Raw genomic sequence first — 26,329 nt, 5'->3', positions numbered from 1 at the left:
GGTTATGCATCTGACCCCCACGGAACTGGAACGCCTGACAATCTTTTCCGCCGCCGAACTGGCGCGGCGCTATCTGCGGCTTGGCATTGCGCTGTCCCACCCCGAGGCCGTGGCCTATCTCGCCGACGAACTGCTGACCGTCGCCCGGCAGGACTGGACCCATTCGCGCATCGTGGCCCATGCCGCGACGCTTTTACGCACCGATCAGGTCCAGCCCGGCGTGGCGCATCTGCTGAAAACCTTTTCGGTCGAGGTCGCGATGGCCGAGGGCACCAAGCTGGTCACCGTCTTCGACCCGATCCAACCCGGTCCCGACGATCCCGTCCCCGGAGAGGTCATCGCCGCCGACGGCTGGATCGAACTGAACGAAGGTCGCCCCACCACCACTATCGGGGTGCTGAACACCGGCGACCGAACCATCCAGGTCCGCAGCCACGCCCATTTCTTCGAGGTGAACCGCGCGCTGCAGTTCGACCGGCGCGCGGCCTATGGGATGCGGCTGGACCGCCCCTCGGGCGGGGGGATGCGGTTCGATCCGGGCATCGAACGACAGGTGACGCTGGTGCCCTATGCGGGCGCGCGCCGCATCCACGGCTTTGCCGGTCTGGTCGAGGGACAGGCAGACGACACAAGGAACGCGGCCTTGGCCCGCGCCACGGCCCGGGGGTATCTGGAATGAGGATCAGCAGACGCGACTATGCCGCGCTTTACGGCCCCACCACCGGGGATCTGGTCCGCTTGGGCGACAGCGCCCTGTTGGCAGAAATCGAATTCGACCACACCCATTACGGCGATGAGCTGAGCTGCGGCGCAGGCAAGGTCATGCGCGACGGCGAGGGGTTCTGCACCACCGGCACCGCCGCCAGCGGCGCGCTGGACATGGTGGTGCAGAACGCAGTGATCATCGACGCCGATCTGGGCATCGTCAAAGGCGATATCGGCATCCGCGACGGGCGCATCGTGGGCATCGGCAAGGCGGGCAATCCCGACATCATGGCGGGCGTCACGCCGGGGCTGGTCACCGGGCCGAACACCACCGTCGTGCATGGCGACCGCCATTTCGTCACCGCCGGCGCGGTCGAGGCCCATGCCCATTTCCTGTCCCCCCAGCAGGCCCATCACGCACTGGCGGGCGGCACGACGACGATGATCGGCATGTCGCCGGGGCCGAATTTCGACGTGTCCTGTTCGGGACCGCTGACCCTGGGGCGACTGATCCTGGCCGCCGACGAATATCCGCTGAATTTCGGCTTTCTGGGGCGCGGCTGTTCGGACCCCGGCGCAGTCGCCGAAAGCGTCGCGGGCGGCGCCCTAGGGGTCAAGATCCACGAGGATTTCGGCGCCTCGCCCGCCGTGCTGGACGGATCGCTGCGCGCCGCCGAGGCGGCCGATTTCTCGGTCCATCTGCACACCGACACGATCAACGAATTCGGCTTCTATCAGGATACCATGGCCGCCATCGCGGACCGCACCATCCACATGTATCACACCGAGGGCGCGGGCGGCGGTCATGCGCCCGATATTCTGGCGGTGAACGGCTTTGCCAATGTCCTGCCGTCGTCCACCAACCCCACCAACCCCTTTACCGCCCCCGCGCTGGAAGAGGGTGTGCCGATGACCATGCTGGCCCATATGATGAGCTTTGATCTGATCGAGGACGTGGCCTTTGCCGAGGCCCGCATCCGCCCCCAGTCCATGGCGGCCGAGGATCTGCTGCATGACATGGGCGCCATCTCGATCTTTGCGACCGACAGTCAGGGCATGGGGCGGCTGGCCGAAAATGTCGCGAAATGCTGGCAGCTGGCCTCGGTCATGAAGGAACGCGTGGGCCGCCTGCCCGAAGAACGCACCGCGTGCGCCGACAACGAACGCATCCGCCGCTATATCGCGAAGCTGACCGTCAACCCGGCCATCGCCGCCGGGATCGACGCGCATGTGGGATCGATCGCGCCGGGCCGGATGGCCGATCTGGTGCTGTGGCCCTTTGCCTTTTTCGGCGCCAAGCCCGCGACGGTGATCAAGTCGGGCACCATCGTCTGGTCCAGCATGGGCGACGGCAATGGCAGCTTCATCGGATCGGAACCGATGATCCACCGGCCCATGTGGGGATCGCTCGGCTCGGTCAAGCACCGCTTGGGGGTCACCTTCGTCAGCAGGCTGGCGGTTCAGGCGGGGACCGCAGACAGGCTGGGTTGCCTCAAGCCCTTCGTGCCCATCGCCTCGGTCCGGTCCCTGCGCAAATTCGACATGCGCAGGAACGACGCCCTGCCCCGGATCGAGGTCGATCCCCAGACCTTCGAGGTGCGCGCCGACGGGCGGCTGCTGACCTGCGATCCGGCCCGTCAGGTGCCGATGTCGCGCCGGTATTTCCTGCGATGACGGCGGCGCGCGTGGGCATCGGCGGGCCGGTCGGTTCGGGCAAGACCGCCCTGATCGAGGCGATCCTGCCGCATCTGGCCAAAGCCGGGATAGACACGGCGGTCATCACCAACGATCTGGTCACCGACGAGGATGCGCTGCGGCTGCGGCGCGGCGGGCTGCTGGCGCCCGGACGGGTGCTGGCGGTGCAGGCCGGCGCCTGCCCCCATACCGTCATCCGCGAGGATCCGACCCTGAACATCGCCGCCGCCGACCGGCTGGAGCGGGACTTTCCGGGGCTGGAGCTGATCCTGATCGAATCCGGGGGCGACAATCTGGCCTCGACCTTTTCGCCCGATCTGGTCGATCACTGGCTGTTCGTGATCGACGTTGCGGGCGGCGACGACATTCCGCGCAAAAAGGGGCCGGGCATCCTGCAGGCCGATCTGCTGGTCGTGAACAAGACCGATCTGGCCCCGCATGTGGGCGTCGATCTGGCGCAGATGCTGGCCGAGGCGCGGCAGGTCCGGGCCGGGCGCCCGGTGATCGGCACCGTCTGCCGCCGCGACGAAGGCGTGGCCCAGATCGTCGCCCATCTGCGCCGCGAGGTGCTGTTCCGGTGACCGCCATGACACCGGGGCCGCCCCCTCAGCTGGATCTGCGGGTCGGTCTGGGGGCCGATGGCGGCACCGCGATCCTGCATCGCCATGTCGCATGGCCGTGGTCGCTGCCGCGCGGATTCCGGCTGCGGGGCCGCGAAGGGCCGTTGACCGTCCTGCCGCAGGCGGCGGGGGCGGCGCTGCTGCCCGGCGATCACTGGCGCCACCGCATCCTGTTGCAGGACGGGCATCTGCATCTGGTCACCGCAGGCGCCGGGCTGGTCCATTCGGGCGGGCCGGATGGCGGCGCGGCGATGGCCCATGTGGACTGGTCTGTCGAGGTGGCGCAGGGCAGGCTGGCCCTTTTGCCAGACCCATGGGTTCTGTCGCCCGGCGCCCGGATGGCACAGCGGATGCGCGTGGTGCTGCCGGCGGATGCCTGCCTTGCGCTGATGGAGGGGGTGTGCCTGCGCGGCGCCCCGACGCCCGCGACCGGGTGGGACAGCGACACGGTGATCCGCCGCCCCTCGGGTCAGGTGGTGCTGCGCGACCGGCAGCGGGCCAGCGGCGATCAGCTGGCCCGGCTGGCGGGTTTGCCGGGGGGCATGCGCGCCTTTGGTCAGGTTCTGCTGCTGGCCCCGGCCGCGCAGCTGGCCGCGCTGGATATCGCCATGGGGCCATGGGACGACAGGGATGTCTGGGGCGCGGTGGCGCCCCTGCGCGGCGATGCGGGCGTGATGATCCGGCTGGCCGCGACCTCGGGCGGGGCCTTGTCCGCCGCGCTGGACGCGTGGCGTGCGCGGCTGGTGGCGGGACTTTAGGCGCCGCTCAGCAGGGGGGCCGGCGCAGATGCCAGTCGGTGACCGACTGAAAGGCGTGACCGGCGCGCAGCAGCCCCCCCTCGTCCAGGGCCCGGCCCATCAGCTGAAAGCCCATCGGCCCGCCGCGATCGTCAAAGCCTCCCGGCAGGGTCAGCGCGGGCAATCCGGCCAGATCGGCAGGTGCGGTAAAGCGTAGCAGGTTGCCCAGATCGGGATTGGCCGGATCGACCGAGGGCGCGCCGATCGCATTGTCCAGCCACGGCAGCGGCGCCCCCACCACCGGCAGGATGACCATGTCGACGCCCTCCATCGCGCAGGCCAGCGCCCCGTTGAAGCCAAGCCGCCATTGCATCGCCCGGCCCACATCAAGGGCGTCCAGCGCATGCCCCGCCTGCAACAGCCCGCCCAGACTGGGGCCGTATTCCGCCGCCCGCGCGGGATAGGTGGCCGCGTGGGCCAGCGCGACCTCGATGGCGCAGAGGGCGGTCCAGTGGTCGGTCATCTCATCGGGAAAGGGCAGGGTGACCGGCACGATCAGGGCGCCCAAAGCGGCAAAGACCGCGATCGCGGCCTGCATCATGGCGGCGGTGTCCGGGGCGGCTGCGTCAAGGATCGCGGCGTGATCGACGCCGATCCGCAGGCCCCGGATCGGCGCGCCCAGACCCGCCAGATAATCGGGCACCGGCGCTGTCAGCGCGGTCGGATCGGCGGCATCGGCCCCGGCGATGGCCTGCAGCATCGCCGCACAATCGGCGGCGCTGCGGGCCATCGGGCCGACATGATCCAGACTGTCGGCCAGCGCAAAGACGCCGTGGCGGCTGACCCGGCCCCATGTCGGCTTCAGCCCGGTGATGCCATTGGCATGGGACGGAAAGCGGATCGAGCCGCCGGTATCGGACCCAAGCGCGCCAAAGCACAGCCCCGCCGCCACCGCGACCCCCGACCCGGACGAGGATGACCCCGCCCAAAGCCGGGCGTCCCACGGGTTTTTGGGCACCGGCATGTCGGGGTGATGGCCCGCATAGGCGCCCTCGGTCATGGCCAGCTTGCCCAGAATGACCGCGCCCGCCTGTTCCAGCCGCGCGGTGACGGTGGCATCGCGCCCGGTCCGGTTGTCACGATACAGCGCCATTCCGGCGGCGGTCGGCGCGAATTCGGTCTCGCACAGATCCTTCAGCGCCAGCGGCACGCCATGCAGCGGGCCGCGATCCAGCCCCGCCTGCCGTTCCTGCGTGGCCAGCGCCGCCTTGTCGCGCGCCCGATCGGCCAGCAGATGCTGATAGGCGGTCAGCCCCCCCTCCAACTGCGCGATGCGGTTCAGCGCGGCCTCGGTCACCTCGGTCGGGGTGGCGGTGCCGCTGGCGATCAGGGCCGAAACCTCGGTCAGGGACAGGTCGATGATGGCGCGGGCAGGTGCGATCCGGGGGCTTTGGGTGTTCATGGCAATGCCTTCTGTTGGCGATGATTGTATTCGCACATGAGATATTTGAAACCGCAAGTATAAAGGCGGGCAATCGGCGGAAGAGGGGCGCCGCTGCCCGGATTGCACGCGCCGCACTGCCCAAGATTGCTGCAACGGCGAATCCCTGGATGTCCCGCGCCGAATAGGCTTTTCGCCGGGCGCCCGCCGGGCCACCATCGCAGGATGCGTGTCGGGGTCATTCTGTCTCATGGTGGATTGGCCGGGCTGTGGACGCCCGGCTGCCAGGGCGCAGCCCTTGTCGCCGCAGCCGAGGTGAATGCCGCCGGCGGCGTCCTGGGGCATGAGATCGAGATCGTCCATTGCGACAGCGGTGAAACCCCGCAATCGGCCTTTCAGGCAGCCCGGACGCTGGCCATCAAGGATCGCGTCGATGCGGTGATCGGCCTGCAGGCCTCGCATCTGCGGTCTTCGGTCCGGCGCGGTCTGGGCGGGCTGGCCCCCTATGTCTATACCCCCCATTACGAAGGCGGCTCTTGCGGGCCGGGCACCGCCAGTCTGGGCGTCACGGACCAGGAGGTTCTGGCGCCGGGCATCGCGTGGCTGGCCGAACGGCGCGGGGCGCAGCGGTTCTTTTTCCTGGGCAATGATTACATCTGGCCGCGCATCGCCATCGGCACGACCGGGGCGGCGGTGCGACGCGCGGGCGGGCAGATGGTCGGCCATGCGCTGGTCGATCTGCATGACCGCGACTATGCGCCGGTTCTGGACCGCATCCGGGCGGCGCGTCCCGATGTGGTGGTGATGGCCCTGCTGGGCGAGGATGCGGTCGCCTTCAACCGCGCCTTTGCCGGGGCGGGGCTCGCCACCGGTTGCCTGCGCCTGATGCTGGCATTTGAGGAAACGCAGCTTTTGGGCGTGGCCCCCGAGAATGCCGAAAACCTGTTCGCCGGGGCCAGTTATTTTCAAGGCACGACCGATCATGGCCGCGATGCGCTGATGGAGAATTACCACGCCAGCTTTGGCGGCATGTTGCCCGATGTCACGACCAATTCGCTGAACTGTTATGACGCGGTCTATCTGGTGGCGGCACTGGCGCGGCAGGTCGGCCATATCGACGGGCATCTGATGGCCCGCCAGCTGCGCAGCCGCCTGCCCCGCAGCCGGGTCTATGAGCTGATCGGACGATCCGCGATCCGCGCCCGCGTGGCGCTGGCCGAGGCTGGCGGAACGGAATTCTGCGTGCGCCAGACCTGGCAGGTGTGACGGCCCTGCGGCGCCTGCGCCCGGCCCTTTCACCTTTCAACTGGCGCAGAATATCAAAACTGCGATATTATCGTGTAAGGGTATTGATGAGGGCCGAATGACCGACGCCAGACTGACCGACCAGCTGAGCTATCTGATCGCCCGCGCCAACCGGATGGTCGAAGAGGATCTGGCCCGCCGCCTGCAGCCCGGCGGCCTTGCGATCGAACAGTTCCGCGTTCTGAAAGCGCTGGAACAGGACGGCCCCTCGCCCATGGGCGGTCTGGCCGCGCGCGTTCTGGTCGAGCCTGCGACCCTGACCAAGATCATTGATCGCATGACATCCGAAGGTCTGGTCTTTCGGCTGGCCGACCCCAAGGACCGCCGCAAGGTCATGGTCGCCCTTGCCCCCAAGGGCATCGCTTTGGGCCGGGATCTGCGCAATATCAGCACGGCCCATGACGACCATATCGCGCAGGCCCTGCCGGGCAGCGAACTGTCGCGGATCAAGCGGATCCTGATGGATCTTGACCTGTCCTGACAGCCCGACAGGCCCCTCAGCCCGCCGCTCAGACCGCCGGGCGGCGATGGCGGGTCGCCGTCTCATAGGCATAAGCCTGCGACAGCAGCCCGGCCTCGGACCACAACGGGCCGACGAAGATCAGCTGAAACGGCGCCCCCGAGGCGTAATAGCCCGCAGGAACGGTGACCCCCGGCAGGCCCGCGATGTTCAGTTCCCCCACCGTGGTTTCCTGAATCGTCTCGGTCCCGTGCAGGGGCGGCACCTCCTGACGCATCTGCGGAAAGGCCAGCCCTTCCAGCCGGTGTTCGGCAAAGACCGCATCGAAGATCCGCAGATAGGCGGATTTCAGGGCGATAAATTCCGGCAGCGCGGGCGGACGGGTGGGATCGTCCATCGCGGCGCGGAAATCGGGCAGCTCGTGCAGATAGGCCAGCACGCCCCCGGGGCCAAAGGCGTCTTCGGCCGCGGTGGCGCGGGCGAAATCGTCAAAGGTCTTCAGCGCCGCATCCGGCCCCAGCCTGCGCAGATAGCAGCCCAGATCATAGGCGACCGACTCCATCCCCCGCGCATCAAAATTGGACCCCGGGCCGGTCGTCCGGCGCAGATCGGCAAAGCCGGTGCCCGCGAAGGGATCATCGACAAGGATCGCGCCCGCCGCCTGCAATTCGGACCGCGCGCGCAGATAAAGGCCAGTGGTTTCCGCCGACAGCGGCTGATCGCGCCAGCCGGGACCGTAAAGGCCGATGCGCTTGCCCCGCAGCCCATCCGCCGACAGGCCCGCCGCATAGCCCTGCGCGGGGATCTTGCCGGCGCTGGCCAGGGTCTTGGGATCCTCGGCGCTGTATCCGGCCAGCACGTCCAGACACAGGGCCGCATCCGTCACCGTGCGCGCGATCGGTCCGACCACGTCGCGATTGGCCGACAGCGGCACCACGCCCGCATTCGGCACCAGCCCGATGGTCGGCTTGATCCCCACCAGCCCCTGCGCCGAAGCCGGGTTCTGGATCGAGCCGCCGGTTTCCTCGGCCAGTCCCACGACGCACATGCAGGCGGCCACCGCTGCCGCCGTCCCGGCACTGGACCCGCCCGGCACCCGGTCGGCGATCGCCACGTTCAGCGTCGGGCCCGCCCAGCTGTCATTGGCATGGCTGCCCGTATGGCTGAGCACGGGGACATTCGTCTTGCCCAGAATCACCGCATCCGCCGCCCGCATCCGGGCCACGACCGGGCTGTCGGTGGCGGGCATCAGATCGACCCCGCCAGTCCCCGAATAAAGCAGCCGCCACCCGGCGGTGGTGGGAAAACCCACCATGTCCATCGGATCCTTGATCACGACCGGCACGCCCGCCAGCGGTCCCAGTTGATCGCCTGCAGCCAGCCGCCGGTCGATCTCGCGGGCATCCGCCAGCGCATCGGGATTCTCAAAGATGATCGCGTTGACGGTTCCGTTCAGCCGCGCGATTTGTGCCAGACTGGCGCGGGCCAGCGCCTCGGCGGTCAGGGAGCCTGCGCGCAACCCGTCGCGGATCGCGGTGATCGTCAGCCCGTCCAGATCGCGCAGGACATCGGCCTGCGCCCCATCGTCGCCCGACGCCGGGGCTGCCGTCCCGCTCACAGCTGCACCCCCTTGGTCAGCGCCCCGTCGATCACCAGATTGGTGCCGCTGGTGAAGCTGGAGGCCGGGCTGGCCAGAAACACCACGCCGCGGGCGATTTCTTCCGGCGTGGCCATGCGGCCCATCGGGTTCAGGCCAAGGGCGGTGGCGAACAGGTCCGGGTTGCCGGTCTCGATCTGCTGCCAGATGCCGCCGTCGAAATAGGTGTTGCCCGGCGAGACGGTATTGGCGCGGATGCCCTTGGGCGCCAGCTTGAAGGCCAGCCCCTGCGCGTAATGGACCAGCGCCGCCTTGAAGGCGCCATAGGCCGCGCCGGTAAAGTCGATCTCTCGTCCCGACACCGACGACACCAGCGTGATCGACGCGGCACCGGACTGTTCCAGCCAGGGCATCGCCGCCGTCACCAGCCGCACCGAATGCATCATGTCGGTGTCGAACCCCGACTGCCACGCGGCCTCGTCATCCGCCACGGCCAAAGCGGACACATTGCCGATCACGATATCAATGCCGCCCATGGCCTCGGCACTGTCCTTGACCCAGGCCTCCAACGCCGCCTTGTCGGTCACATCGACGGCCGTGCCGCGCACCCCCAGATCGGCGGCGGTGGCCTGCACATCGGCCTGCGTGCGCGCGCAGATCGCCACCTGCGCGCCCTCGGCCACCAGAATCTCGGCGCAGCGCCGCCCGATGCCCTTGCTGCCGCCGGTGATCACGGCCCGCAGGCCCTTCAATCCCAGATCCATGTCCGTCCCCTTATTTCACATAGCGTTTCAGGATCGACGCCCCGACGCTGTATTTCGGATCGACCATATTGCCCAAGCGCACCTTGCCGCACATGGTCAGCAGCATATAGGCGTCGGCCTCGGACTGGCCCGTCTCGGCGGCCAGCCAGCGGACCAGTTCGCGATAGGCGATGCGCGCGGCATCCTCCAAGGGCCGGGCCGAGCCGATGAACATCATCATCTCTTCGGTTTCCAGCTGCGGCCATGCGTTGCCATGACCCTTGATCAGGTCGATCTGCACTTCGACCGTGGCGGGGATCTCCAGCGCGACGCCGCACAGTTCGCCATCGCCCTGAATGGCGTGGCAATCGCCCAGATACAGATAGCCGCCGGGCGTGTTGACCGGCAGATAGATGATCGCCCCCGGCCCCACATCGGGCAGATCCATATTGCCGCCGTAATAGTCGGGCTGCAGCGACGAGATCGCCTCGATCTCGGGCGAGGTGCCAATGGTGCCGATGAACGGCTCATAGGGCAGGGTCAGGGTGTCGGACCAATGCACGCCACCCTCGTCCACGACGATCTTCCTGACCTTTTCGGGCAGGGGCGCATTCAGCATCGCGGTGTTGCCGGTGCCGACCAGCCCGCCGAATTCGGGGATCAGGCAGGTGGTGCCGACCGGCTGCGGCCCGCGCGGCGTGATGGACATGATCCGCACCGCCAGCGCATCGCCTTTTTCGGCACCCCGCACATGGATCGGCCCGTTCTGCGGATTGAGAAACGGAAAGTTCAGGATCGCCGAGGGCAGATCGTGTTCCGAGGTGATTTTGCCCTCGAACGCGTCATGGGTTTCGACCGTCACGACCGCGCCGGGATCGACCTCCAGCACCGGCGCGACATAGGGGCCATAGACATAGTGGAACTTGCCCTGATCGGCGATGGTGATGCTGTGGCGTTCGCCCGCGCGGCCCTTGGCGACGCCCTTGCGCGCCATGATCGAAGTGTCCAGCCAGCTCATCCTTGCTCCTCTCCGGATTGTCGGTCCTGCGCGCCCGGGTGGCACGGCGCGGACCGGGTGCGATCCTGCGGCATCGCAGGGCAAAGGCCATGAGGCCTTGCGCCGCATGCGCCCATCAGGGCCGAAACCGCACCCTTGGGTTCGATCACAGAACGCCAGACCAAAGGCAGGCTCGTCAATGAAAATCGGCTTGGCCCGGGCCCGGACAGAGGCGGTTGCCCGAACCGCGCGCAGGCTTTCCGCGCGCCCCACCGCGCCGACGCCGTCAGGGCGGTGGGGCACGCGGGCGTGTCGGACGCACCGGGGCAAGCCGCCCCCTGCGCGTCGCGCACCATACAGTGCCGGGGCGCGTGCGGGCGCCCCGGACCAGATCAGATGTCAGCCCGCCTTTGATGCCGCAGGCAGCTCGATGTTGATCTCCAGGCTGGACATCTGGTCGCCGCGTTCCATCCGGACCTCGACATCCTTGTCACCGATCGGCACATGCTTGCGGATCGCGGCGACGATGTCCCGTTGCAGCATCGGCAGATAATCGGCCTCGGCGGCGCCACTGCTGCTGCGCTCATGCGCCAACAGGATCTGCAGCCGGTCCTTGGCCATCTGCGCGGTCTTGGGCGGGTGCTTCTTGCGGGCAAAACCGAACAGGTTCATGACGCACGCCCGAACAGGCGCTGGAACAGGCCCGGACGCCGTTCTCCGCCCATGCGCATCTCGACCTGGGTGCCGGTCAGGCGCGACACGGCATCCTCATAGGCCTGAGCCGCCGCCGAGGGTCCGTCCAGCACGACCGGCGTGCCCACGTTCGACGCCTTCAGGATCGCCTTGCTTTCCGGCACGACGCCCAGCAGCGGCACGGCCAGAATTTCCAGCACGTCATCGACGGTCATCATCTCGCCCTTGTCGACGCGGTCCTGATCATAGCGGGTGATCAGAACCTGCGCCTTGATCGGCTCGGCGCCCTCGGTCTCGGCGCGTTTGGTCTGGCTGCTCAGCAGGCCCAGAACGCGGTCGCTGTCGCGCACCGACGACACTTCGGGATTGGTGACGACCACGGCCTCATCGGCGAAATACATGGCCATCTGGGCGCCATGCTCGATCCCCGCCGGGCTGTCGCAGATCAGATAGTCGAATTCGGTCTTCAGCTCGTTCAGAACCTTTTCGACGCCTTCCTTGGTCAGGGCGTCCTTGTCGCGGGTCTGCGAGGTGGGCAGGATCGACAGCGTGTCCAGCCGCTTGTCCTTGATCAGCGCCTGTTTCAGCCGCGCATCGCCCTGAATGACGTTGATGAAATCGAACACCACCCGGCGTTCGCATCCCATGGTCATGTCCAGGTTGCGCAGGCCCACGTCGAAATCGATGACGACGGTGCGAAAGCCCTGCTTGGCCAGCCCCGCCGAGATCGCCGCGGAAGAGGTCGTCTTGCCGACGCCCCCCTTGCCCGAAGTGACCACGATGACCCGCCCGAGGGGCGGAGTATTCTTGAGTTCTGTCGTCATGCGATCACCTCCATGCGAAGTTTTTCATCCTCCAGGTAAATATGGGTACAGCGTTGCCGGGCGGCATCCTCGATCGTCTCGCTGGTCTGATAGAGGCCCGCGATGGCGACCAGTTCGGCGTTCAGATCCTGGCAGAAGATATGCGCGGACTCGTCACCATGGCAGCCCGCCATGGCCCGGCCCCGCAGGGTGCCATAGACATGGATGTTGCCCGCCGCGACCAGTTCCGCCCCCGAGGCGACCGATCCGATGATCGTCAGATCGCCCTCGGCCATCACCATCTGGCCCGACCGCACGGGCGACCGGATCACCTTGTTCTGAACCTGGCGCGGCGCGGCGGCGGCGGCAGTGGCGGCCGCAGCGCGCGCAGGGGCGTAATCGCGGGGGACCGGCGCATCGCGCCCGGTCGTGACCGGGATCAGGCCCAAAGCCTGCAGCTGCGCCTCGTCCATGCCGGGGGCGTTCTGCACCCCAAAGACCCGCAGCTGGCGCCGGCGCAGATTGTCGACCAGATCCTGCAGCCGGGCAGGATCGCCGAACCCCGGCGCATTGACCAGATCCAGCACCACTGGCGCGCCGGAAAAGAACTGCGGCGTCCGGCGCAACTGTTCGTCCAGCTGGGTATAAAAAGGCTCACCTGCCATCTGGGTGTCGATGCGGATCGCCAATGCGGTCAGAAAGCGGCCCCGCACCTGAAATGCGGCGACTGTTGCCGGCATGGGATCATGCCGCGTCCGGGCGTACCGATCTGACACGTCTCAACTCTGCTCCTGCTTTGCGGCGGATCGCGACTCGGGGCCGCACCGCTCTTGTTAACCGTCTTTTTCACGAACGGGCCGCCAACGAAAGCCATCCTTCGCATGTTCAGCAGGAACCCGCCAAGTCCGGGGCGCAGCCCACGCCGGGTCTTGCAGACCGAAGCGCTCCGTGATCCGCCCCCTTCGCCCCCTGCCCGAACCTGATGACACCCCCGCGACTTCACCGGACCGGCAAAGCCGTGCAGACCCTGCATCCTCCCGGCTCGCGGCTTTCATCTTGGCCTCAATATCCCGGGGGGAATCGCTGCAAGCGATGGGGGGCAGCGCCCCCCTGCCTGCGCCCCCCCTGCCTGCGCCCCGGAACGACCCACGTGGCAATGGTGCCTTGCCCCACCCCTCAAGCATCTATACTTCCAGAGATATGGAAAAGAGCAATGCAATCTCCACCCTGTCGGCGCTGGCCCAGAACACCCGGTTGTCGGTGTTCCGTCTGCTGGTCGTCGCGGGCCCTGACGGCATGAAAGCGGGCGACATCTCGACGGCACTGGGCGCGCCCGCCAACACGATCTCGACCAATCTCTCGATCCTCAACGCCGCCGGGCTGGTCCGCGCGCAGCGCGAGGGGCGCGTCATCCGCTATTTCGCCCGGATCGAGGGGATGGTCTTGCTGATGAGCGACCTGATGCGGGATTGCTGTCGGGGAAATCCCGATCTGTGCCTGCCGCTGATGACGCAGCCGCGCGATCGCCCCTGCCCCCAAAAGGATGCCCCATGACCGACACCACCCCGAACCCGACCGGCGGTCTGGGTGCATTCGAACGCTGGCTCACCCTGTGGGTCGCGCTGGCCATGCTGGCCGGGCTGGCGATCGGCAATCTCGCCCCCGGACTGGTCGATGCGGTGGCAGGGGCCGAGGTGGCATCCATCAACCTCGTCGTCGCGGTGCTGATCTGGGCGATGGTCTATCCGATGATGATCGCGGTCGATCTGGGCGCGGTCGCGGGCGTATGGAAACAACCGCGCGGGCTGATCATCACGCTGGCGGTGAACTGGCTGATCAAGCCGTTCACCATGGCCCTGCTGGCGGTCCTGTTCTTCGATCATGTCTTTGCCGCATGGATCGACCCGGCAGACGCGCAGCAATACATCGCCGGGCTGATCCTGCTGGGGGCGGCGCCCTGCACGGCGATGGTCTTCGTCTGGTCGCAGCTGACGCGCGGCGATGCGACCTATACGCTGGTGCAGGTCTCGGTGAACGATCTGATCATGGTCGTGGCCTTCACCCCCATCGTGGCGCTGCTGCTGGGGGTCACCGACATCACCGTGCCGTGGAAGACGCTGATCATCGCCACAGTCCTCTACGTCGTGCTGCCGCTGGCGGCAGGGTTGCTGACCCGACGGATGCTGGGATCGCAGGCGGCCATCGATGCCTTTGGGCGGCGGGTCAAGCCATGGTCGGTGATGGGGCTGATCGCCACCGTAGCAATCCTGTTCGGCTTGCAGGGTGAGGTCATCATGGACCGGCCCTTAATCATCGCGCTGATCGCCGTGCCGATCATCATCCAAAGCTATGGCATCTTTGCGCTGGCCTATGGGGCCGCCTATCTGATGAAGGTGCCGCATCGGATTGCCGCCCCCTGCGCGATGATCGGCACCTCGAATTTCTTCGAACTGGCGGTGGCGGTGGCAATCAGCCTGTTCGGTCTCAACTCGGGCGCGGCGCTGGCGACCGTGGTCGGCGTGCTGGTCGAGGTTCCGGTGATGCTGACCCTTGTGGCTTTTGCCAACCGCACCCGCGCCCGTTTCCCCGAAAGGCCCATGCCATGACCGACCTGCCGAACATCCGCCCGGACCTTCTTGCCCCGATCGATGCCGCATTGCTGCGCCCCGCCACGGTTTCGACCCATCAGCCGCGCATCCTGATCCTCTATGGCTCGCTGCGCCCACGCAGCTTTTCGCGCCTGACCGCCGAAGAGGGCGCGCGCATCCTGCACGCCCTCGGCGCCGAAACGCGCATCTTTGATCCGCGCGACCTGCCTTTGCCCGACGCCACGTCCGACGATCATCCCAAGGTGGCCGAGCTGCGCGATCTGGTCGGCTGGTGCGAAGGCATGGTCTGGTCCAGCCCCGAACGCCATGGCGCGATGACCGGGGTGATGAAATCCCAGATCGACTGGATCCCGCTGTCCCTGGGCGGGGTGCGACCCACGCAGGGTAAGACGCTGGCGGTGATGCAGGTCTGCGGCGGCAGCCAAAGCTTCAACACCGTCAACCAGCTGCGCATTCTGGGCCGCTGGATGCGGCTGTTGACGATCCCCAACCAATCCTCGGTCGCCAAGGCCTGGGATGAATTCGGCGATGATGACCGCATGAAACCCTCGCCCTCCTACGACCGCATCGTCGATGTGATGGAGGAGCTGGTGCGCTTCACCCTGCTCACCCGCGACATCCGCGGCCAGCTGGTCGACCGATACTCCGAACGGGTCGAGGATCACGCCGCCCTGTCCGCCCGCGTGAACCAGTCCAAGGCCGTCTGACGGATCGCGGGGCCGCGACATCGATGATGTCCGCAGCCCCCCGGCCCGGCCCGGCGACGCATCGATACTGCATCCCGCACTGGACATCGCCGGACCGGGCGATATCGTCGTCATCGATGCGGGGGCAATCCGACCTTCGCCCTCAGGGGGGAAATCATGGTCCCGATCGCGCAGCCGCGCCATTCAGGGGTGATGCACACGCATGAGGCTTGCGGATGCATCACCTGATAGACGACGACAATCCCGCCATCGTGCAGCGGCAGCGCCCGGTCATGCCGCGCCATCTTCGCGGCGTCCTGTCGCTGGAGGATTGCGAGCGGCGCGCCCGTCGGCGCCTGCCCCGGTTCATCCACGGCTATATTGCCGGAGGGGTCGAAACCAACGCCAGCCTGCAAGCCAACCAGGACGATTTCAAAGCGGTCCCTCTGGTGCCCCGCATCCTGCGCGATGTGTCGGCGCGCAGCCTGAAATCGCAGCTGTTCGGCCGCCCTGTAGCGTTACCCTTCGGGATCGCGCCAATGGGGTTCAGCGCGCTTGCCGCCTTTGACGGCGATGTGGCACTTGCCCGCGGCGCGACGGCGGCGGGCAGCTTTTCCATCTGTTCCGCGGCGTCCCTGACCCCGCTGGAACGGGTCGCGGCCCAGGGGGGCAGCACCTGGTTTCAGGCCTATGTGCCCGGCGACAAGGCGCGGATCACCGCGCTTCTGAACCGGGTCGCGGCGGCGGGGTTCGATCATCTGGTGATCACCGGCGACGTGCCCGTGGCGGGCAATCGCGAAAACAACATCCGCAACGGGTTCGACGCGCCGTTCAGCATCACGCCGCAACTGCTGTGGCAGGGCGCGACCCATCCCCGCTGGACCATCGGCACCCTCGCTCGGGAAATCGCCACCCGCGGCATGCCCCATTTCGAAAACATGGAGGGAAAGCGCGGACCGCCCCTGTTCTCGCGGCATCTGACCCGATCCACCGTGGCGCGGGACCGGCTTGACTGGGCGCATCTGGCCTTTATCCGGGACAACTGGGCGGGCAAGCTGGTGCTGAAGGGCGTTCTGCACCCCGGGGACGCGCTTTCGGCGCAGGATCACGGATGCGATGGGATCATCGTCTCCAATCATGGCGGACGTCAGCTGGATGGCGCTTTGTCGGCGCTGGCGGCGCTGCCCGCCATCCGTGCGGCGGTACCGCAGATGACCGTCATGATCGACGGCGGCATCCGTCGCGGCACCGACGTGATCAAGGCGATCATGCTGGGGGCCGATTTCGTCTTCGTGGGCCGGCCGTTCCTGTTTGCCGCCGCCACCGACGGCGAAGCAGGCGTCCTGCACGCGATGCGCCTGCTGGCGGCGGAAATCGACCGCGACATGGCGATGCTGGGCCTGTCATCCCCTTGGCAGGCCCGACCGTCCGCTGCCACCGATCCCGTGATCTAAGCGCCAGACCCCTTTCAGGGCATCCGCCCTGCCACGGCTCCCGATGCTCTAAGGGCGTCGGGAATGTCCCGGGTCCGCCCGGCCATCCTCAGGGAAACAGCCTCAGACCTTTCAGACGCCCGCCTTCATCAGAAAGGCCCGACCGTCCTCTGCGCCGCTTCGACCCCGGGCCATTATGGCCTCACCCCTGCATTGGTCCTGAAATATCCCCGGGGGTCCGGGGGGCTGGCCCCCCGGCGTCGCGGGACGCAATCTCTGCCTTGTCGGCAGCCTCGACCGGCGGCTCAACTCCCGCCCCAGTCTCAGTCTCAGTCTCATCCTCCGGCAGCTCGATCCCTTCGATCGCCAGCAGCCGCCGCATCGCCGGGCGAAAGCTGTCGGCAGGGGTTTGGGCAAGTGTCAGGGCGTCCTCTTCGACGTTCTGGTCCAGATGCTCGGACACCAGCCGGTAGCCGATGCCATAGCCAGTCCCCTTGCGGATCTTGCCGCGCCCCAGAAACCATTCATCGAAACTGGCATCGCGCCGCGCCCACAGGTTCGCGGCCTGCCGCAGCGATCCGGCGCCGGGGCGGGTCTGATCGCGCAGATCGGGCGCCCCGCCCAGCATCTGCTGAACGAAATGGCCCGCCAGCCCTTCGGCCACCAGCGCTTCGCCCAAGGATCCGCCCATGGATCGGCCCGGCCCGTCCTGGCGGATCAGGTGATGCATCTGGCGCAGCAAGGTCCGGCACAGCGCATCCGCCGTGACGCGCGCGGGGTCCAGATGCAGCTCGATCACGCCGGGGGCGGGGGTCTGGCCCTGAATGCCACAATCGGGATCGATCCCCGGCACCGCCCGCACCAGCAGGTCGAACCGCGGCAGATCCAGCCGGGCCAGATCATGACGCGCCTCGACCATTCCGACCGTCTGTCGCGCGATGGCCCGGATCTCGGCCATGACCCCGGTCAGGTCGTTGCGCGCGTTCAGGAAATGGATGTGCCAGATCGTCATGATGCGCGCCCTCAGACCTCGGGAACCAGAACCTCGCGCTTGCCGACATGGTTGGCGGGGGTGACCACGCCCTGCTCCTCCATCTGCTCGACCAGACGCGCCGCCTTGTTATAGCCGATGGCCAGCTTGCGCTGAATATAGCTTGTCGAACATTTGCGGTCCTTGGCGACGATCATGACCGCCTGATCATAAAGCGCATCGTCGCTGCCGTCGCCGCCCAGACCCAGAACGGCGTCGATATCGTCAGCCTTGTCATCCTCGACCCCCTCGACCACGCCGGATTTATAGCTGGGCGGACCAAAGGATTTCAGATGGTTGACGATCTCCTCGACCTCTTCGTCGCTGACGAAGGGGCCGTGGATGCGGGTGATGCGCGCGCCATTGCCCATATACAGCATGTCGCCCTGACCCAGCAGCTGTTCGGCCCCCTGTTCGCCCAGGATGGTGCGGCTGTCGATTTTCGAGGTGACCTGAAAGCTGACCCGGGTCGGAAAATTCGCCTTGATCGTACCGGTGATCACATCGACCGACGGCCGCTGCGTCGCCATGATCAGATGGATGCCCGAGGCCCGCGCCATCTGCGCCAGACGCTGGATGCAGGCCTCGATCTCCTTGCCCGCGACCATCATCAGATCGGCCATCTCATCGACGACCACGACGATATAGGGGAAGGTCTCGGGCTGGAACTCCTCGGTTTCCCAGATCGCGTCGCCGGTATCCTCGTCAAAGCCGGTCTGGACGGTGCGCTTGAACATCTCGCCCTTGCGCAGAGCCTCGATGACGCGGCCGTTATAGCCTTCGATATTGCGCACGCCCATCTTGGACATCTTGCGATAGCGGTCCTCCATCTCGCCCACGACCCATTTCAGCGCGACGACCGCCTTCTTGGGGTCAGTGACGACCGGGGACAGCAGATGCGGGATGCCGTCATAGACCGACAGTTCCAGCATCTTGGGGTCGATCATGATCAACCGGCATTCATCCGGCGTCAGCTTGTAGAGCAGCGACAGGATCATGGTGTTGATCGCCACCGACTTGCCTGACCCGGTGGTCCCGGCGATCAGCAGGTGGGGCATCTTGGCCAGGTTCGCCACGACCGGATCGCCGCCGATATCCTTGCCAAGCGCCAGAGGCAGCGGATGCGTGCCGTCGCCGAACGCCCGGCTGGCAAAGATCTCGCGCAGCAGCACCTTTTCGCGGCGCGCATTGGGCAGTTCGATCCCGATCACGGTGCGGCCCGGCACGGTGCTGACGCGCGCCGACAAAGCCGACATCGACCGCGCGATGTCATCGGCCAGACCGATCACCCGGCTGGCCTTCAGCCCCGGCGCAGGTTCCAGTTCGTACAGCGTCACGACCGGTCCGGGGCGGACCTCGGTGATCTGGCCCTTGACGCCGTAATCGTCCAGCACCGCCTCCAGCATGCGGGCGTTTTCCATCAGCGCCTCGTGCGACACCGGCACGACATCGGTCTCGGACGGGGCCGACAGCAGCGACAAGGGCGGGCGTTCGTATCCGGTCGTCTCGTCGTCAAAGCGCAGGGTCGGCTCGGCCTCGGCCCGCGCCAGACGCGAGGGTTCGGGACGGCGCGCGGGCGCGACGATCTGGCGCGGGGTCTCGGCGCCGAAGGGACGGGGATCGGCGGGTTCCTCGTCGGGTTCGGGGATCGGTGCGGGCACAGCCCCCCCCTGCGCCAGCCGCGAAGCGACGGCTTTCAGAACCGAGGATTTCGCCGCGCTGGACCGGATCGCATCGCTGATGCGGCCGCGCACCTCGGCATCCGAGGGGCCGTCGCCGTCATAATCGGAATCGCGTTCGATCAGTTCGGGTTCGGGCAGCTCTTCCTCCAGCTCGAAGGCGGGGGGCGGGGCGGGGCGGCGGCGGGCCGTGGTGGGTGCCGCCCGGGATGCATCCTGCGGGGCATCTGCGGTGTCGCGCGGCTGGCGGATGCGCTGCGCCGCTGACATCGTGCCCGCACCTGCGCGCATCGCGCCATGTGCGGCGGTGGACAGCCCGCTGCGGAACCGGCGCCACAGCCCGGTCAGCTCGGCCCGGTCGAAACCCAGCACAAAGGCCCCGGCGGCGACCACGGCCAGCGCCACGATCAGCGCAGCGACGCGGATGCCCAGCTGCGCCTTCATCGGCAGCAGGTTCAGCATCGCGCCCATGACCATGTCGCCGAAATGACCGCCCAGCCCGTAATTCTGCTGCCAGCCCGGACCGGGAACCAGCGTGCTGGCATAGACCGACACAAGCGCCACCGCCATCGGCGTGAAGATGCCGCGCATCAGCCGCTCTTCGCCCTTGTGCAGCATCAGGCGCAGGCCCCAGACCCACGCGGCCACGACCAGCATCCACGCGCCAAAGCCCGCGATCATGATCAGGGCCGAGGCGACGATGGCCCCGAACCCGCCCAGCATGTTCTGCGCGGGCGCATCGGTGGCCGAACCAAAGCTGGGATCGTCCGCCGTCCAGCTGCCCAACATCATCGCCAGAAGGATGCCAAGGACGATCATCCCGGCACCCAAAGCCTCTTTCCCGCGCCGCTCCAATGCGGCCTGGGTCGATTGGTCGAACAGCGGATCGCGATGTTTCGCCTGCCAGCTTGCCATGGTCTTACCCCTCCGCCCTGTCGTCATAAAGAACCGCGCGCAACCGCGTCAGCGCGGCCTCGGTCTGGGCGGCATCGGCCACCAGCGCCACCCGGATGAACCCGGCACCGGGGTTCATGCCGTCCACCGCGCGCGACAGATAGGCGCCGGGCAGCACCTGAATGCCCGCCTCTGCCCACAGCTTGCGCGCCGCCGCCTCGCCATCCGCGACCGGCAGCCACAGAAAGAACCCGCCCTCAGACGGCAGATAGCCGGAAATATCGCCCAGCACCCGGTCGGCGATGCGGTATTTGTCCTGATACAGCGCCAGACTGACCGCCACATGCGCCTCATCCCCCCATGCGGCCTCGCTGACGCGCTGCACGGGCAGGGGCAAAGGCGCACCGGCATAATTGCGCAGCTGGCGCATCCGGGCGATCTGGGCCGCCCCGCCCGCTGCAAAGCCCGACCGGAGGCCGGGCAGGTTCGACCGCTTGGACAGCGAATTGAACATCACCACCCGATCCGCCAGCCCCATCGCGGTGGCAACCTGCAAGGCGCCGGGGGGCGGCGTGTCGCGCCAGATCTCGGAATAGCATTCATCGGCCAGAATCAGGAAATCATGCCGCTCGGCCAGCGTGACCAGCGTTTCCAGATAAGTCCGGTCCGCCACCGCACCCTGCGGATTGGCCGGAGAGCACAGATAGGCCAGCGCCACCCGGTCCAGCAATGCCGGTTCCAGAGAGGCGTAATCGGGCAGGTTGCCTGTGTCGGGCGTGGCCGCGACAAAGACCGCCTCGGCCTGCACAGCGGCGGCGGCGACGGCATAGACCTGATAGAAGGGATTGGGGATCAGGATTGCCGGGCGCTGGCCGTTCTTGACCTCGGGGCACAGGGCAAGGGCGGCGTTGAACAGCCCCTCTCGGGTGCCGTTCAGCACCATCAGCCGGTCGGGCGTCACGTCCAGATCATAGCGACGGCCCAGCCAGCCGCCGATCGCGGACAGCAATTCGGGCGCGCCCTCGTTTGGGGGGTATTTGGCCAGCTGACCGATGCTGGCCGCCATGATCTCTGCCACGAAACCGGGCATCGGATGCCGAGGCTCTCCGATGGTCAGAATCATCGGGGTCTGACCAGGGGCCAGCCCCGGCGTGATATCTGCCAACAGCGCCCGCAGGCGCGGAAACGCGTAGTCCGGCAGGTTCATGAACCGCTCGGGGAATGCCATCTCTGCCTCGCTTTCCGGGGTCTGCGCCCCGTTCCTTGGGCGAAACTTTAGCGTGAAGCGGCCCTTGCGTCCAGCAAAGACCAAACCGCCCCGGGGTCAGACCCCCAACGCAGCCTCGGCCCCGGCGGCCACGCGCAGCAGATGGCGGTCCTGCCCCACATGACCCATCAGCGAGATCCCGCAGGCCGGATGCCCGGTCGGCAGCGTGACGGACGGCAGACCCAGCAGATTGGCGATCCGGGTGTTGCGCAGGGTCAGCAGGTTGGCGCGGACGAATTCGGCCTCGTCCTCCATCAGGCGCTGCGCATTGGGGGGCATGATCGGCACGGTCGGCACCAGCACGGCGTCAAAGCCGCCCACGACCTCTTTCACCCATTTGCGGCGCACCCGCATCAGGCTTTCCCATGCGGCGACGTAATCCGGGGCGCTGACATCGGCGCCACCGCGAAACCGTTCCAGGATCGGCTTCCACATCAGTTCGGGCGCATCCTCGATCTGCGCGCGCCAGATGCCATAGGCCTCGGGCGCGAACAGTTGCGGCGACAGGGCCATGGCGCGGTCCAGCCAGTCGGTCGTGACATGGGTGACGGCGGCCCCGGCCCGGGCCAGCCGATCCACGGCATCCTCGAAGGCGTTGACGGGACCGGCCTCGGCCCCGTCAAAGGGCAGCCCGTCCAGCACCATCAGACGCAGACCGTCCACCGTCGCGCCGTCCAGATCAGGGGCGCGCTGATCGGCCATGATCGCGAACAGCTGGGCGCAATCCTCGACGCTGCGGGCCAGTGGGCCGGCGATGTCGAATTTGCGCGCCAGGGGCACCACGCCCTTTTCGGGCAGCGCATCATGGCTGGGCTTGAACCCCACCAGCCCGTTCCACGCCGCAGGCACCCGGACAGAGCCGCCGGTATCCGTGCCGATCGCCGCCGCCGCCAGCCCAAGCGCGACCGAGACGGCGGCCCCCGACGACGATCCCCCCGGCGCCAGATCGGGGTCCAGCGCATTGGGCGGGGTCGCCGTCACCGGGTTCAGCCCCAGCCCGGAAAAGGCCAGTTCGGTCATATGCGTCTTGCCCAGACAGACAGTCCCCCGCCGGGCGGCACGGGCCAGGATGTTGGCATCCTTGCGCGGCACCCGCCCCTCCAGCAGCTTGGACCCGGCCTCGGTCACGGTGCCGCCGCTGTCGATATTGTCCTTCCAGCTGATCGCGACGCCGTCCAGCAGGCTGTGGCGGCGTTCCTGCTTGGCGCGATCATGGGCGGCGACGGCCTCGGACCGGGCGCGTTCAGGCGTCAGCCGGGCAAAGATGCGGGCGCAGTCGGGATGGGCCTTGGCGGCGGCCAGATAGGCCTCGGTCTGGTCGATCGGGTCCAGCACGCCCGCCATGATCGCGCGGCCCTGCTGCGTGGCCGTGGCTTTCAGCCAGTCCATCGCCATTCAGAAATCCACCGCGATACCGTTCTTTTCCCAATCGCCATAGCGCACGGCCTCGGGGCCGTCGCGCCCGCCATATTCGACGGGCAGGATCTGACCCGCCTGCCGCTTGCGGCGGGCCTCGGCCTCGGCCAGCGCGCGGGCGGCTGCAGGCGGCAGATCGGAGGGCGGCAGATCGGTGGATTGCGGGGCGGCGTTCGGGCCGGTGTCATCACTCATGGAAACATCCCTTAAATGGGCGTATGGGTCGCGGTCAGTCTTGAACAAGATCTAGGCGAAGGAAAGCGTTTTGGCAAAGCCGGGTGGCGATTTGGCGCGCAAGGGCGCCTTGCAACTGATCCAGGGTGTGCGCGAGGGGCGGTCGCTTGGCGACCAGTCCGGCGCGCTGCGGTCCCTGCCTGTGGCCGATCAGGCCCGTGCCGCCCGGCTGGCGGCGGAAACGCTGCGCCATCAGGGCCGCGCCGATCAGGTGATCGAGGCGTTCGTCAACCGCAAGCCCGCCCCCCAGATCGCGGATGTGCTGCGTCTGGCGGTGGTCGAGATGCTGGAACTGGGCGCCCCCGGCCATGGCGTGGTCGGCGCCGCCGTCGATCTGACCCGCACCCTTGGCGCGCGCGGTCAGGCGGCGGCGGGGATGGTGAATGCGGTCTTGCGCAAGGCCGCCGCGTTCCCGGACTGGGCCACGCTGCCGCCCCAGCCCTTGCCCGAATGGCTGCGCGGCCCGCTGGTCGATGCCTATGGCGATCCGGTGATGCGCGCGATCGAGGCCGCGCATCAGCGGGGCGCGCCACTGGATCTGACGCTGAAGCCGGGCGCGACCCCGGTTCCGGGGGCCGAGGCGCTGCCGACCGGATCATGGCGGCTGTCGGGGCCTGCGCAGGTGTCCACCCTGCCGGGGTTCGAGGCGGGCGACTGGTGGGTGCAGGACGCCGCCGCCGCCCTGCCCGTCCGTCTGCTGGCCCCTGCGGCGGGCGAGGTGATCGCCGATCTGTGCGCCGCGCCGGGCGGCAAGACGCTGCAACTGGCCGCTGCCGGGGCTCGGGTCACCGCCGTCGATCTCAGCCCGCAGCGCCTGCGCCGGGTGACGGAAAACCTGACGCGCTGCGGGTTGTCCGCCGAACTGGTCCCGTCCGATGTGCTGGACTGGCGCCCCGCGACGCTGTTCGATGCGGTTCTGCTGGATGCGCCCTGCAGCGCCACGGGCACCATCCGCCGCCATCCCGATCTGCCTTTCATCCGTGACGGCCACGGCATCGCCGAACTGATCGAGCTGCAAACCGCGATGCTGGATCATGCGCTCAGCCTGCTGCGGCCGGGCGGGCGGCTGGTCTATGCCACCTGTTCGCTGATCCCCGACGAGGGCGAGGTGCAGGTGGCCGAGGCGCTGGAGCGTCATCCCGGTCTGGCCGTCGAACGCCCCGACATGCCCGGCATCGCCCTGCCCGGCATCGAACCGGACTGGATCACCGAGGAAGGCGGGCTGCGCCTGCGCCCGGACTTCTGGCCGGGTCTTGGCGGCATGGATGGGTTCTATCTGGCGCGGCTGCGCAAGCCTGTCTGAAAACCCGTCAGCCGTCTGAAAACGCCGTGAGGGCGGGGAACCGCCCGCCCTTGCCAAGGCTTTCCCGTGCGACCCTGTGAACAAAAGGATGGCACGATGAAACTGGCATATGTCGCGATGGGCATGAAGGTAGCGCAGGCCGTGATGAAGACCCGCAGCGCCACGACCGTGTCGCGCGGCGCCGGGGGGCTGGCATCCGGGATCGGCACGGCGGTGATGCTGGTGGCCGCGGCCGGTCTGTTGCGCAAGCTGTTCGGCGGGCGCTGAGCCGCAGGGCATCCGGGGCGGCCCGACAGGCCCCGGCGCGCCCCGACGGGCATCCGGCGCTGGACCTTCGCCCCCCGGTTCGCTAATCGGGCTGGGAACCAGACACGAGGCCCTCATGACCGCTCCCGTCGCCCTGAAACGCGCGCTGATCTCGGTATCCGACAAGACCGGCCTGATCGGCTTTGCCTCTGCGCTGGCGGCGCGGGGGGTGCAGATCCTGTCCACCGGCGGCAGCGCCAAGGCCCTGCGCGATGCGGGACTGGCCGTCACCGACGTGGCCGAGGTCACCGGTTTCCCCGAGATGATGGACGGTCGCGTCAAGACGCTGCACCCGGCGGTGCATGGCGGGCTGCTTGCGCTGCGCGACAATGCCGATCATCTGGCGGCGATGCAGGATCACGGCATTCAGGCGATCGACCTGCTGGTCGTCAACCTGTACCCGTTCGAGGAGACCGTCGCCAAGGGCGCCGATTACGACACCTGCATCGAGAATATCGATATCGGCGGCCCGGCGATGATCCGGGCGGCGGCCAAGAACCACGGCTTCGTCACCGTGGTCGTGGATGTGCAGGATTACGACGCGGTGCTGGCAGAACTGGACGCGCATGACGGCACCACCCTGCCCTTCCGCCAGCGTCAGGCGCAGATCGCCTATGCCCGCACCGCCGCCTATGACGCCGCCGTCAGCACATGGATGGCCGAGGCGATCGGCGAGGGCTCGCCCCGCCGCCGTGCCTTTGCCGGCACGCTGGCACAGGGGCTGCGCTATGGCGAGAACCCGCATCAGCAGGCCGCCTTCTATGTCACCGGCGACAGCCGCCCCGGCGTGGCCACCGCCCGCCAGTGGCAGGGCAAGGAGCTGTCCTACAACAACATCAACGACACCGATGCCGCGTTCGAGCTGGTGGCCGAATTCGACCCGGCCCAAGGCCCCGCCTGCGCGATCATCAAGCATGCTAACCCCTGCGGCGTGGCGCAAGGCGCATCCCCGCTGGAGGCGTACAAGCGCGCCTTCGATTGCGACCGGACCTCGGCCTTTGGGGGCATCATCGCGCTGAACCAGCCGCTGGACGGCGCCACCGCCGAGGAGATCGTCAAGATCTTTACCGAGGTGGTCATCGCGCCCGATGCCGACGACGACGCCAAACGCATCTTTGCCGCCAAGAAGAACCTGCGCCTGCTGACCACGGGCGGTCTGCCCGATCCCCGTGCGGGCGGGCTGACATTCCGGCAGGTGGCGGGCGGTTTTCTGGCCCAGGGCCGCGACAACGGCCATGTGGCCCGCGCCGATCTGCGCATCGTGACCGAGCGCCAGCCCTCGGATGCGGAACTGGCCGATCTGCTGTTTGCCTGGACGGTCGCCAAGCATGTCAAATCGAACGCCATCGTCTATGCCCGTGATCTGGCCACCGTCGGCATCGGGGCAGGCCAGATGAGCCGCGTGGACAGCACCCGCATCGGCCGCCGCAAATCCGAGGATATGGCCCAAGCCATGGGGCTGGACCAGCCGCTGACCGTGGGGTCCGCCGTCGCCTCGGATGCGTTCTTCCCCTTTGCCGATGGCATCGAGGCGCTGGCCGAAGCGGGCGCCCGCGCGGTGATCCAGCCCGGCGGGTCGATGCGCGATGACGAGGTGATCGCGGCGGCGAACCGGCTTGGGCTGGCGATGGTCCTGACCGGCCAGCGCCATTTCCGCCACTGATGGCCGCGCCCCG

Annotated in this window: 25 protein-coding genes; 13 read left to right on the top strand and 12 right to left on the bottom strand. The window is 67.8% G+C overall.

The features are described from left to right. Positions 1-4: 4 nt before the first annotated feature. From EG885_RS14415 to EG885_RS14400, 4 genes are read left to right on the top strand one after another with little or no spacing between them, the layout of a single operon-like run. On the top strand, positions 5-679 hold the full coding sequence (locus tag EG885_RS14415; protein WP_131575798.1) for an urease subunit beta: 675 nt from the start codon (positions 5-7) through the stop codon (positions 677-679). Further along, the gene (gene ureC, locus EG885_RS14410; RefSeq protein ID WP_131575796.1) at positions 676-2,379 is read left to right on the top strand and encodes an urease subunit alpha; all 1,704 of its coding nucleotides are present in this window, start codon (positions 676-678) and stop codon (positions 2,377-2,379) included. Before EG885_RS14415 ends, ureC begins: the two co-directional genes overlap by 4 nt. Further along, a complete protein-coding gene (ureG, locus tag EG885_RS14405) occupies positions 2,376-2,981 on the top strand; it encodes an urease accessory protein UreG (RefSeq protein WP_131575794.1) in 606 nt (201 codons plus the stop codon). The genes ureC and ureG overlap by 4 nt, the downstream gene beginning before the upstream one ends. A 5-nt stretch (positions 2,982-2,986) precedes the next feature. After that, the gene (locus tag EG885_RS14400) at positions 2,987-3,778 is read left to right on the top strand and encodes an urease accessory protein UreD (protein WP_131575830.1); all 792 of its coding nucleotides are present in this window, start codon (positions 2,987-2,989) and stop codon (positions 3,776-3,778) included. A 7-nt stretch (positions 3,779-3,785) separates the two neighbouring features. Here the strand turns inward: EG885_RS14400 and EG885_RS14395 are convergent, their stop codons facing one another. Continuing rightward, positions 3,786-5,219: an amidase gene (locus EG885_RS14395; RefSeq protein ID WP_131575792.1), complete on the bottom strand. Its 1,434-nt coding sequence runs from the start codon at positions 5,217-5,219 to the stop codon at positions 3,786-3,788. A gap of 204 nt (positions 5,220-5,423) precedes the next feature. On the opposite strand from EG885_RS14395, the gene EG885_RS14390 reads away from it, so the two are divergent. Both EG885_RS14390 and EG885_RS14385 read left to right on the top strand, forming a co-directional pair. After that, positions 5,424-6,464 carry a substrate-binding domain-containing protein gene (locus EG885_RS14390; RefSeq protein ID WP_131575790.1) on the top strand — a complete coding sequence of 347 codons (1,041 nt, stop codon included), beginning with the start codon at positions 5,424-5,426 and terminating at the stop codon, positions 6,462-6,464. A 97-nt stretch (positions 6,465-6,561) separates the two neighbouring features. Next, entirely contained in the window at positions 6,562-6,984 is a 423-nt protein-coding gene (locus tag EG885_RS14385; RefSeq protein ID WP_131575788.1) for a MarR family winged helix-turn-helix transcriptional regulator, read from the top strand. A 28-nt stretch (positions 6,985-7,012) separates the two neighbouring features. Here EG885_RS14385 and EG885_RS14380 read toward each other — a convergent pair whose 3' ends face one another. From EG885_RS14380 to minC, 6 genes are all read right to left on the bottom strand, one after another. Then, a complete protein-coding gene (locus EG885_RS14380) occupies positions 7,013-8,581 on the bottom strand; it encodes an amidase (RefSeq protein ID WP_131575786.1) in 1,569 nt (522 codons plus the stop codon). Then, on the bottom strand, positions 8,578-9,324 hold the full coding sequence (locus EG885_RS14375; RefSeq protein ID WP_131575784.1) for an SDR family NAD(P)-dependent oxidoreductase: 747 nt from the start codon (positions 9,322-9,324) through the stop codon (positions 8,578-8,580). The genes EG885_RS14380 and EG885_RS14375 overlap by 4 nt, the downstream gene beginning before the upstream one ends. Before the next feature lie 10 nt (positions 9,325-9,334). Continuing rightward, entirely contained in the window at positions 9,335-10,321 is a 987-nt protein-coding gene (locus EG885_RS14370; protein WP_131575782.1) for an acetamidase/formamidase family protein, read from the bottom strand. Between the two features lie 378 nt (positions 10,322-10,699). Continuing rightward, positions 10,700-10,972 (bottom strand): cell division topological specificity factor MinE, encoded by a 273-nt coding sequence (gene minE / locus EG885_RS14365; protein ID WP_207392285.1) that lies wholly within the window; start codon positions 10,970-10,972, stop codon positions 10,700-10,702. Next, positions 10,969-11,817, bottom strand: a complete 849-nt coding sequence (minD, locus tag EG885_RS14360) for a septum site-determining protein MinD (RefSeq protein ID WP_131575780.1) — start codon at positions 11,815-11,817, stop codon at positions 10,969-10,971. Before minD ends, minE begins: the two co-directional genes overlap by 4 nt. Beyond that, on the bottom strand, positions 11,814-12,536 hold the full coding sequence (minC, locus tag EG885_RS14355; protein WP_131575778.1) for a septum site-determining protein MinC: 723 nt from the start codon (positions 12,534-12,536) through the stop codon (positions 11,814-11,816). The genes minD and minC overlap by 4 nt, the downstream gene beginning before the upstream one ends. A 460-nt stretch (positions 12,537-12,996) precedes the next feature. Between minC and EG885_RS14350 the strand changes: the two genes are divergently transcribed. From EG885_RS14350 to EG885_RS14330, 4 genes are all read left to right on the top strand, one after another. Next, the gene (locus tag EG885_RS14350; RefSeq protein ID WP_131575776.1) at positions 12,997-13,350 is read left to right on the top strand and encodes an ArsR/SmtB family transcription factor; all 354 of its coding nucleotides are present in this window, start codon (positions 12,997-12,999) and stop codon (positions 13,348-13,350) included. Then, positions 13,347-14,402, top strand: coding sequence for an ACR3 family arsenite efflux transporter (gene arsB / locus EG885_RS14345; RefSeq protein WP_131575775.1), 1,056 nt, complete (start codon positions 13,347-13,349; stop codon positions 14,400-14,402). Before EG885_RS14350 ends, arsB begins: the two co-directional genes overlap by 4 nt. Continuing rightward, positions 14,399-15,112 (top strand): arsenical resistance protein ArsH, encoded by a 714-nt coding sequence (gene arsH, locus EG885_RS14340; RefSeq protein ID WP_131575774.1) that lies wholly within the window; start codon positions 14,399-14,401, stop codon positions 15,110-15,112. Before arsB ends, arsH begins: the two co-directional genes overlap by 4 nt. 215 nt (positions 15,113-15,327) lie before the next feature. Further along, entirely contained in the window at positions 15,328-16,545 is a 1,218-nt protein-coding gene (locus EG885_RS14330; RefSeq protein ID WP_242679671.1) for an alpha-hydroxy acid oxidase, read from the top strand. A 181-nt stretch (positions 16,546-16,726) separates the two neighbouring features. On the opposite strand, the gene EG885_RS14325 is transcribed toward EG885_RS14330, so the two are convergent. The 5 genes from EG885_RS14325 to EG885_RS14305 form a co-directional block, all read right to left on the bottom strand. Further along, positions 16,727-17,536, bottom strand: coding sequence for a DUF2268 domain-containing putative Zn-dependent protease (locus tag EG885_RS14325; protein ID WP_131575772.1), 810 nt, complete (start codon positions 17,534-17,536; stop codon positions 16,727-16,729). 11 nt (positions 17,537-17,547) lie between these two features. After that, positions 17,548-20,148, bottom strand: coding sequence for a DNA translocase FtsK (locus EG885_RS14320; protein ID WP_131575768.1), 2,601 nt, complete (start codon positions 20,146-20,148; stop codon positions 17,548-17,550). A 4-nt stretch (positions 20,149-20,152) separates the two neighbouring features. Next, complete coding sequence (locus EG885_RS14315) at positions 20,153-21,355, bottom strand: aminotransferase class I/II-fold pyridoxal phosphate-dependent enzyme (RefSeq protein WP_131575766.1); 1,203 nt, start codon at positions 21,353-21,355, stop codon at positions 20,153-20,155. A gap of 96 nt (positions 21,356-21,451) precedes the next feature. Next, a complete protein-coding gene (locus EG885_RS14310; RefSeq protein WP_131575823.1) occupies positions 21,452-22,783 on the bottom strand; it encodes an amidase in 1,332 nt (443 codons plus the stop codon). 6 nt (positions 22,784-22,789) lie between these two features. Then, positions 22,790-23,005 (bottom strand): DUF1674 domain-containing protein, encoded by a 216-nt coding sequence (locus EG885_RS14305; RefSeq protein WP_131575763.1) that lies wholly within the window; start codon positions 23,003-23,005, stop codon positions 22,790-22,792. Between the two features lie 70 nt (positions 23,006-23,075). On the opposite strand from EG885_RS14305, the gene EG885_RS14300 reads away from it, so the two are divergent. From EG885_RS14300 to purH, 3 genes are all read left to right on the top strand, one after another. Continuing rightward, positions 23,076-24,347, top strand: coding sequence for an RsmB/NOP family class I SAM-dependent RNA methyltransferase (locus EG885_RS14300; protein ID WP_131575761.1), 1,272 nt, complete (start codon positions 23,076-23,078; stop codon positions 24,345-24,347). Between the two features lie 96 nt (positions 24,348-24,443). Beyond that, positions 24,444-24,614: a hypothetical protein gene (locus tag EG885_RS22765; RefSeq protein ID WP_165571150.1), complete on the top strand. Its 171-nt coding sequence runs from the start codon at positions 24,444-24,446 to the stop codon at positions 24,612-24,614. A gap of 115 nt (positions 24,615-24,729) precedes the next feature. Continuing rightward, on the top strand, positions 24,730-26,316 hold the full coding sequence (purH, locus tag EG885_RS14295; protein ID WP_131575759.1) for a bifunctional phosphoribosylaminoimidazolecarboxamide formyltransferase/IMP cyclohydrolase: 1,587 nt from the start codon (positions 24,730-24,732) through the stop codon (positions 26,314-26,316). Positions 26,317-26,329: the final 13 nt, after the last annotated feature.

Origin of the sequence: Paracoccus nototheniae, from assembly GCF_004335005.1 — a bacterium.
In the GTDB taxonomy this organism is placed as follows: Bacteria; Pseudomonadota; Alphaproteobacteria; order Rhodobacterales; family Rhodobacteraceae; genus Paracoccus; species Paracoccus nototheniae.
The sequence above is the reverse complement of the archived record's forward strand: the minus strand, read 5'-3'. Positions and strand labels throughout refer to the sequence as shown.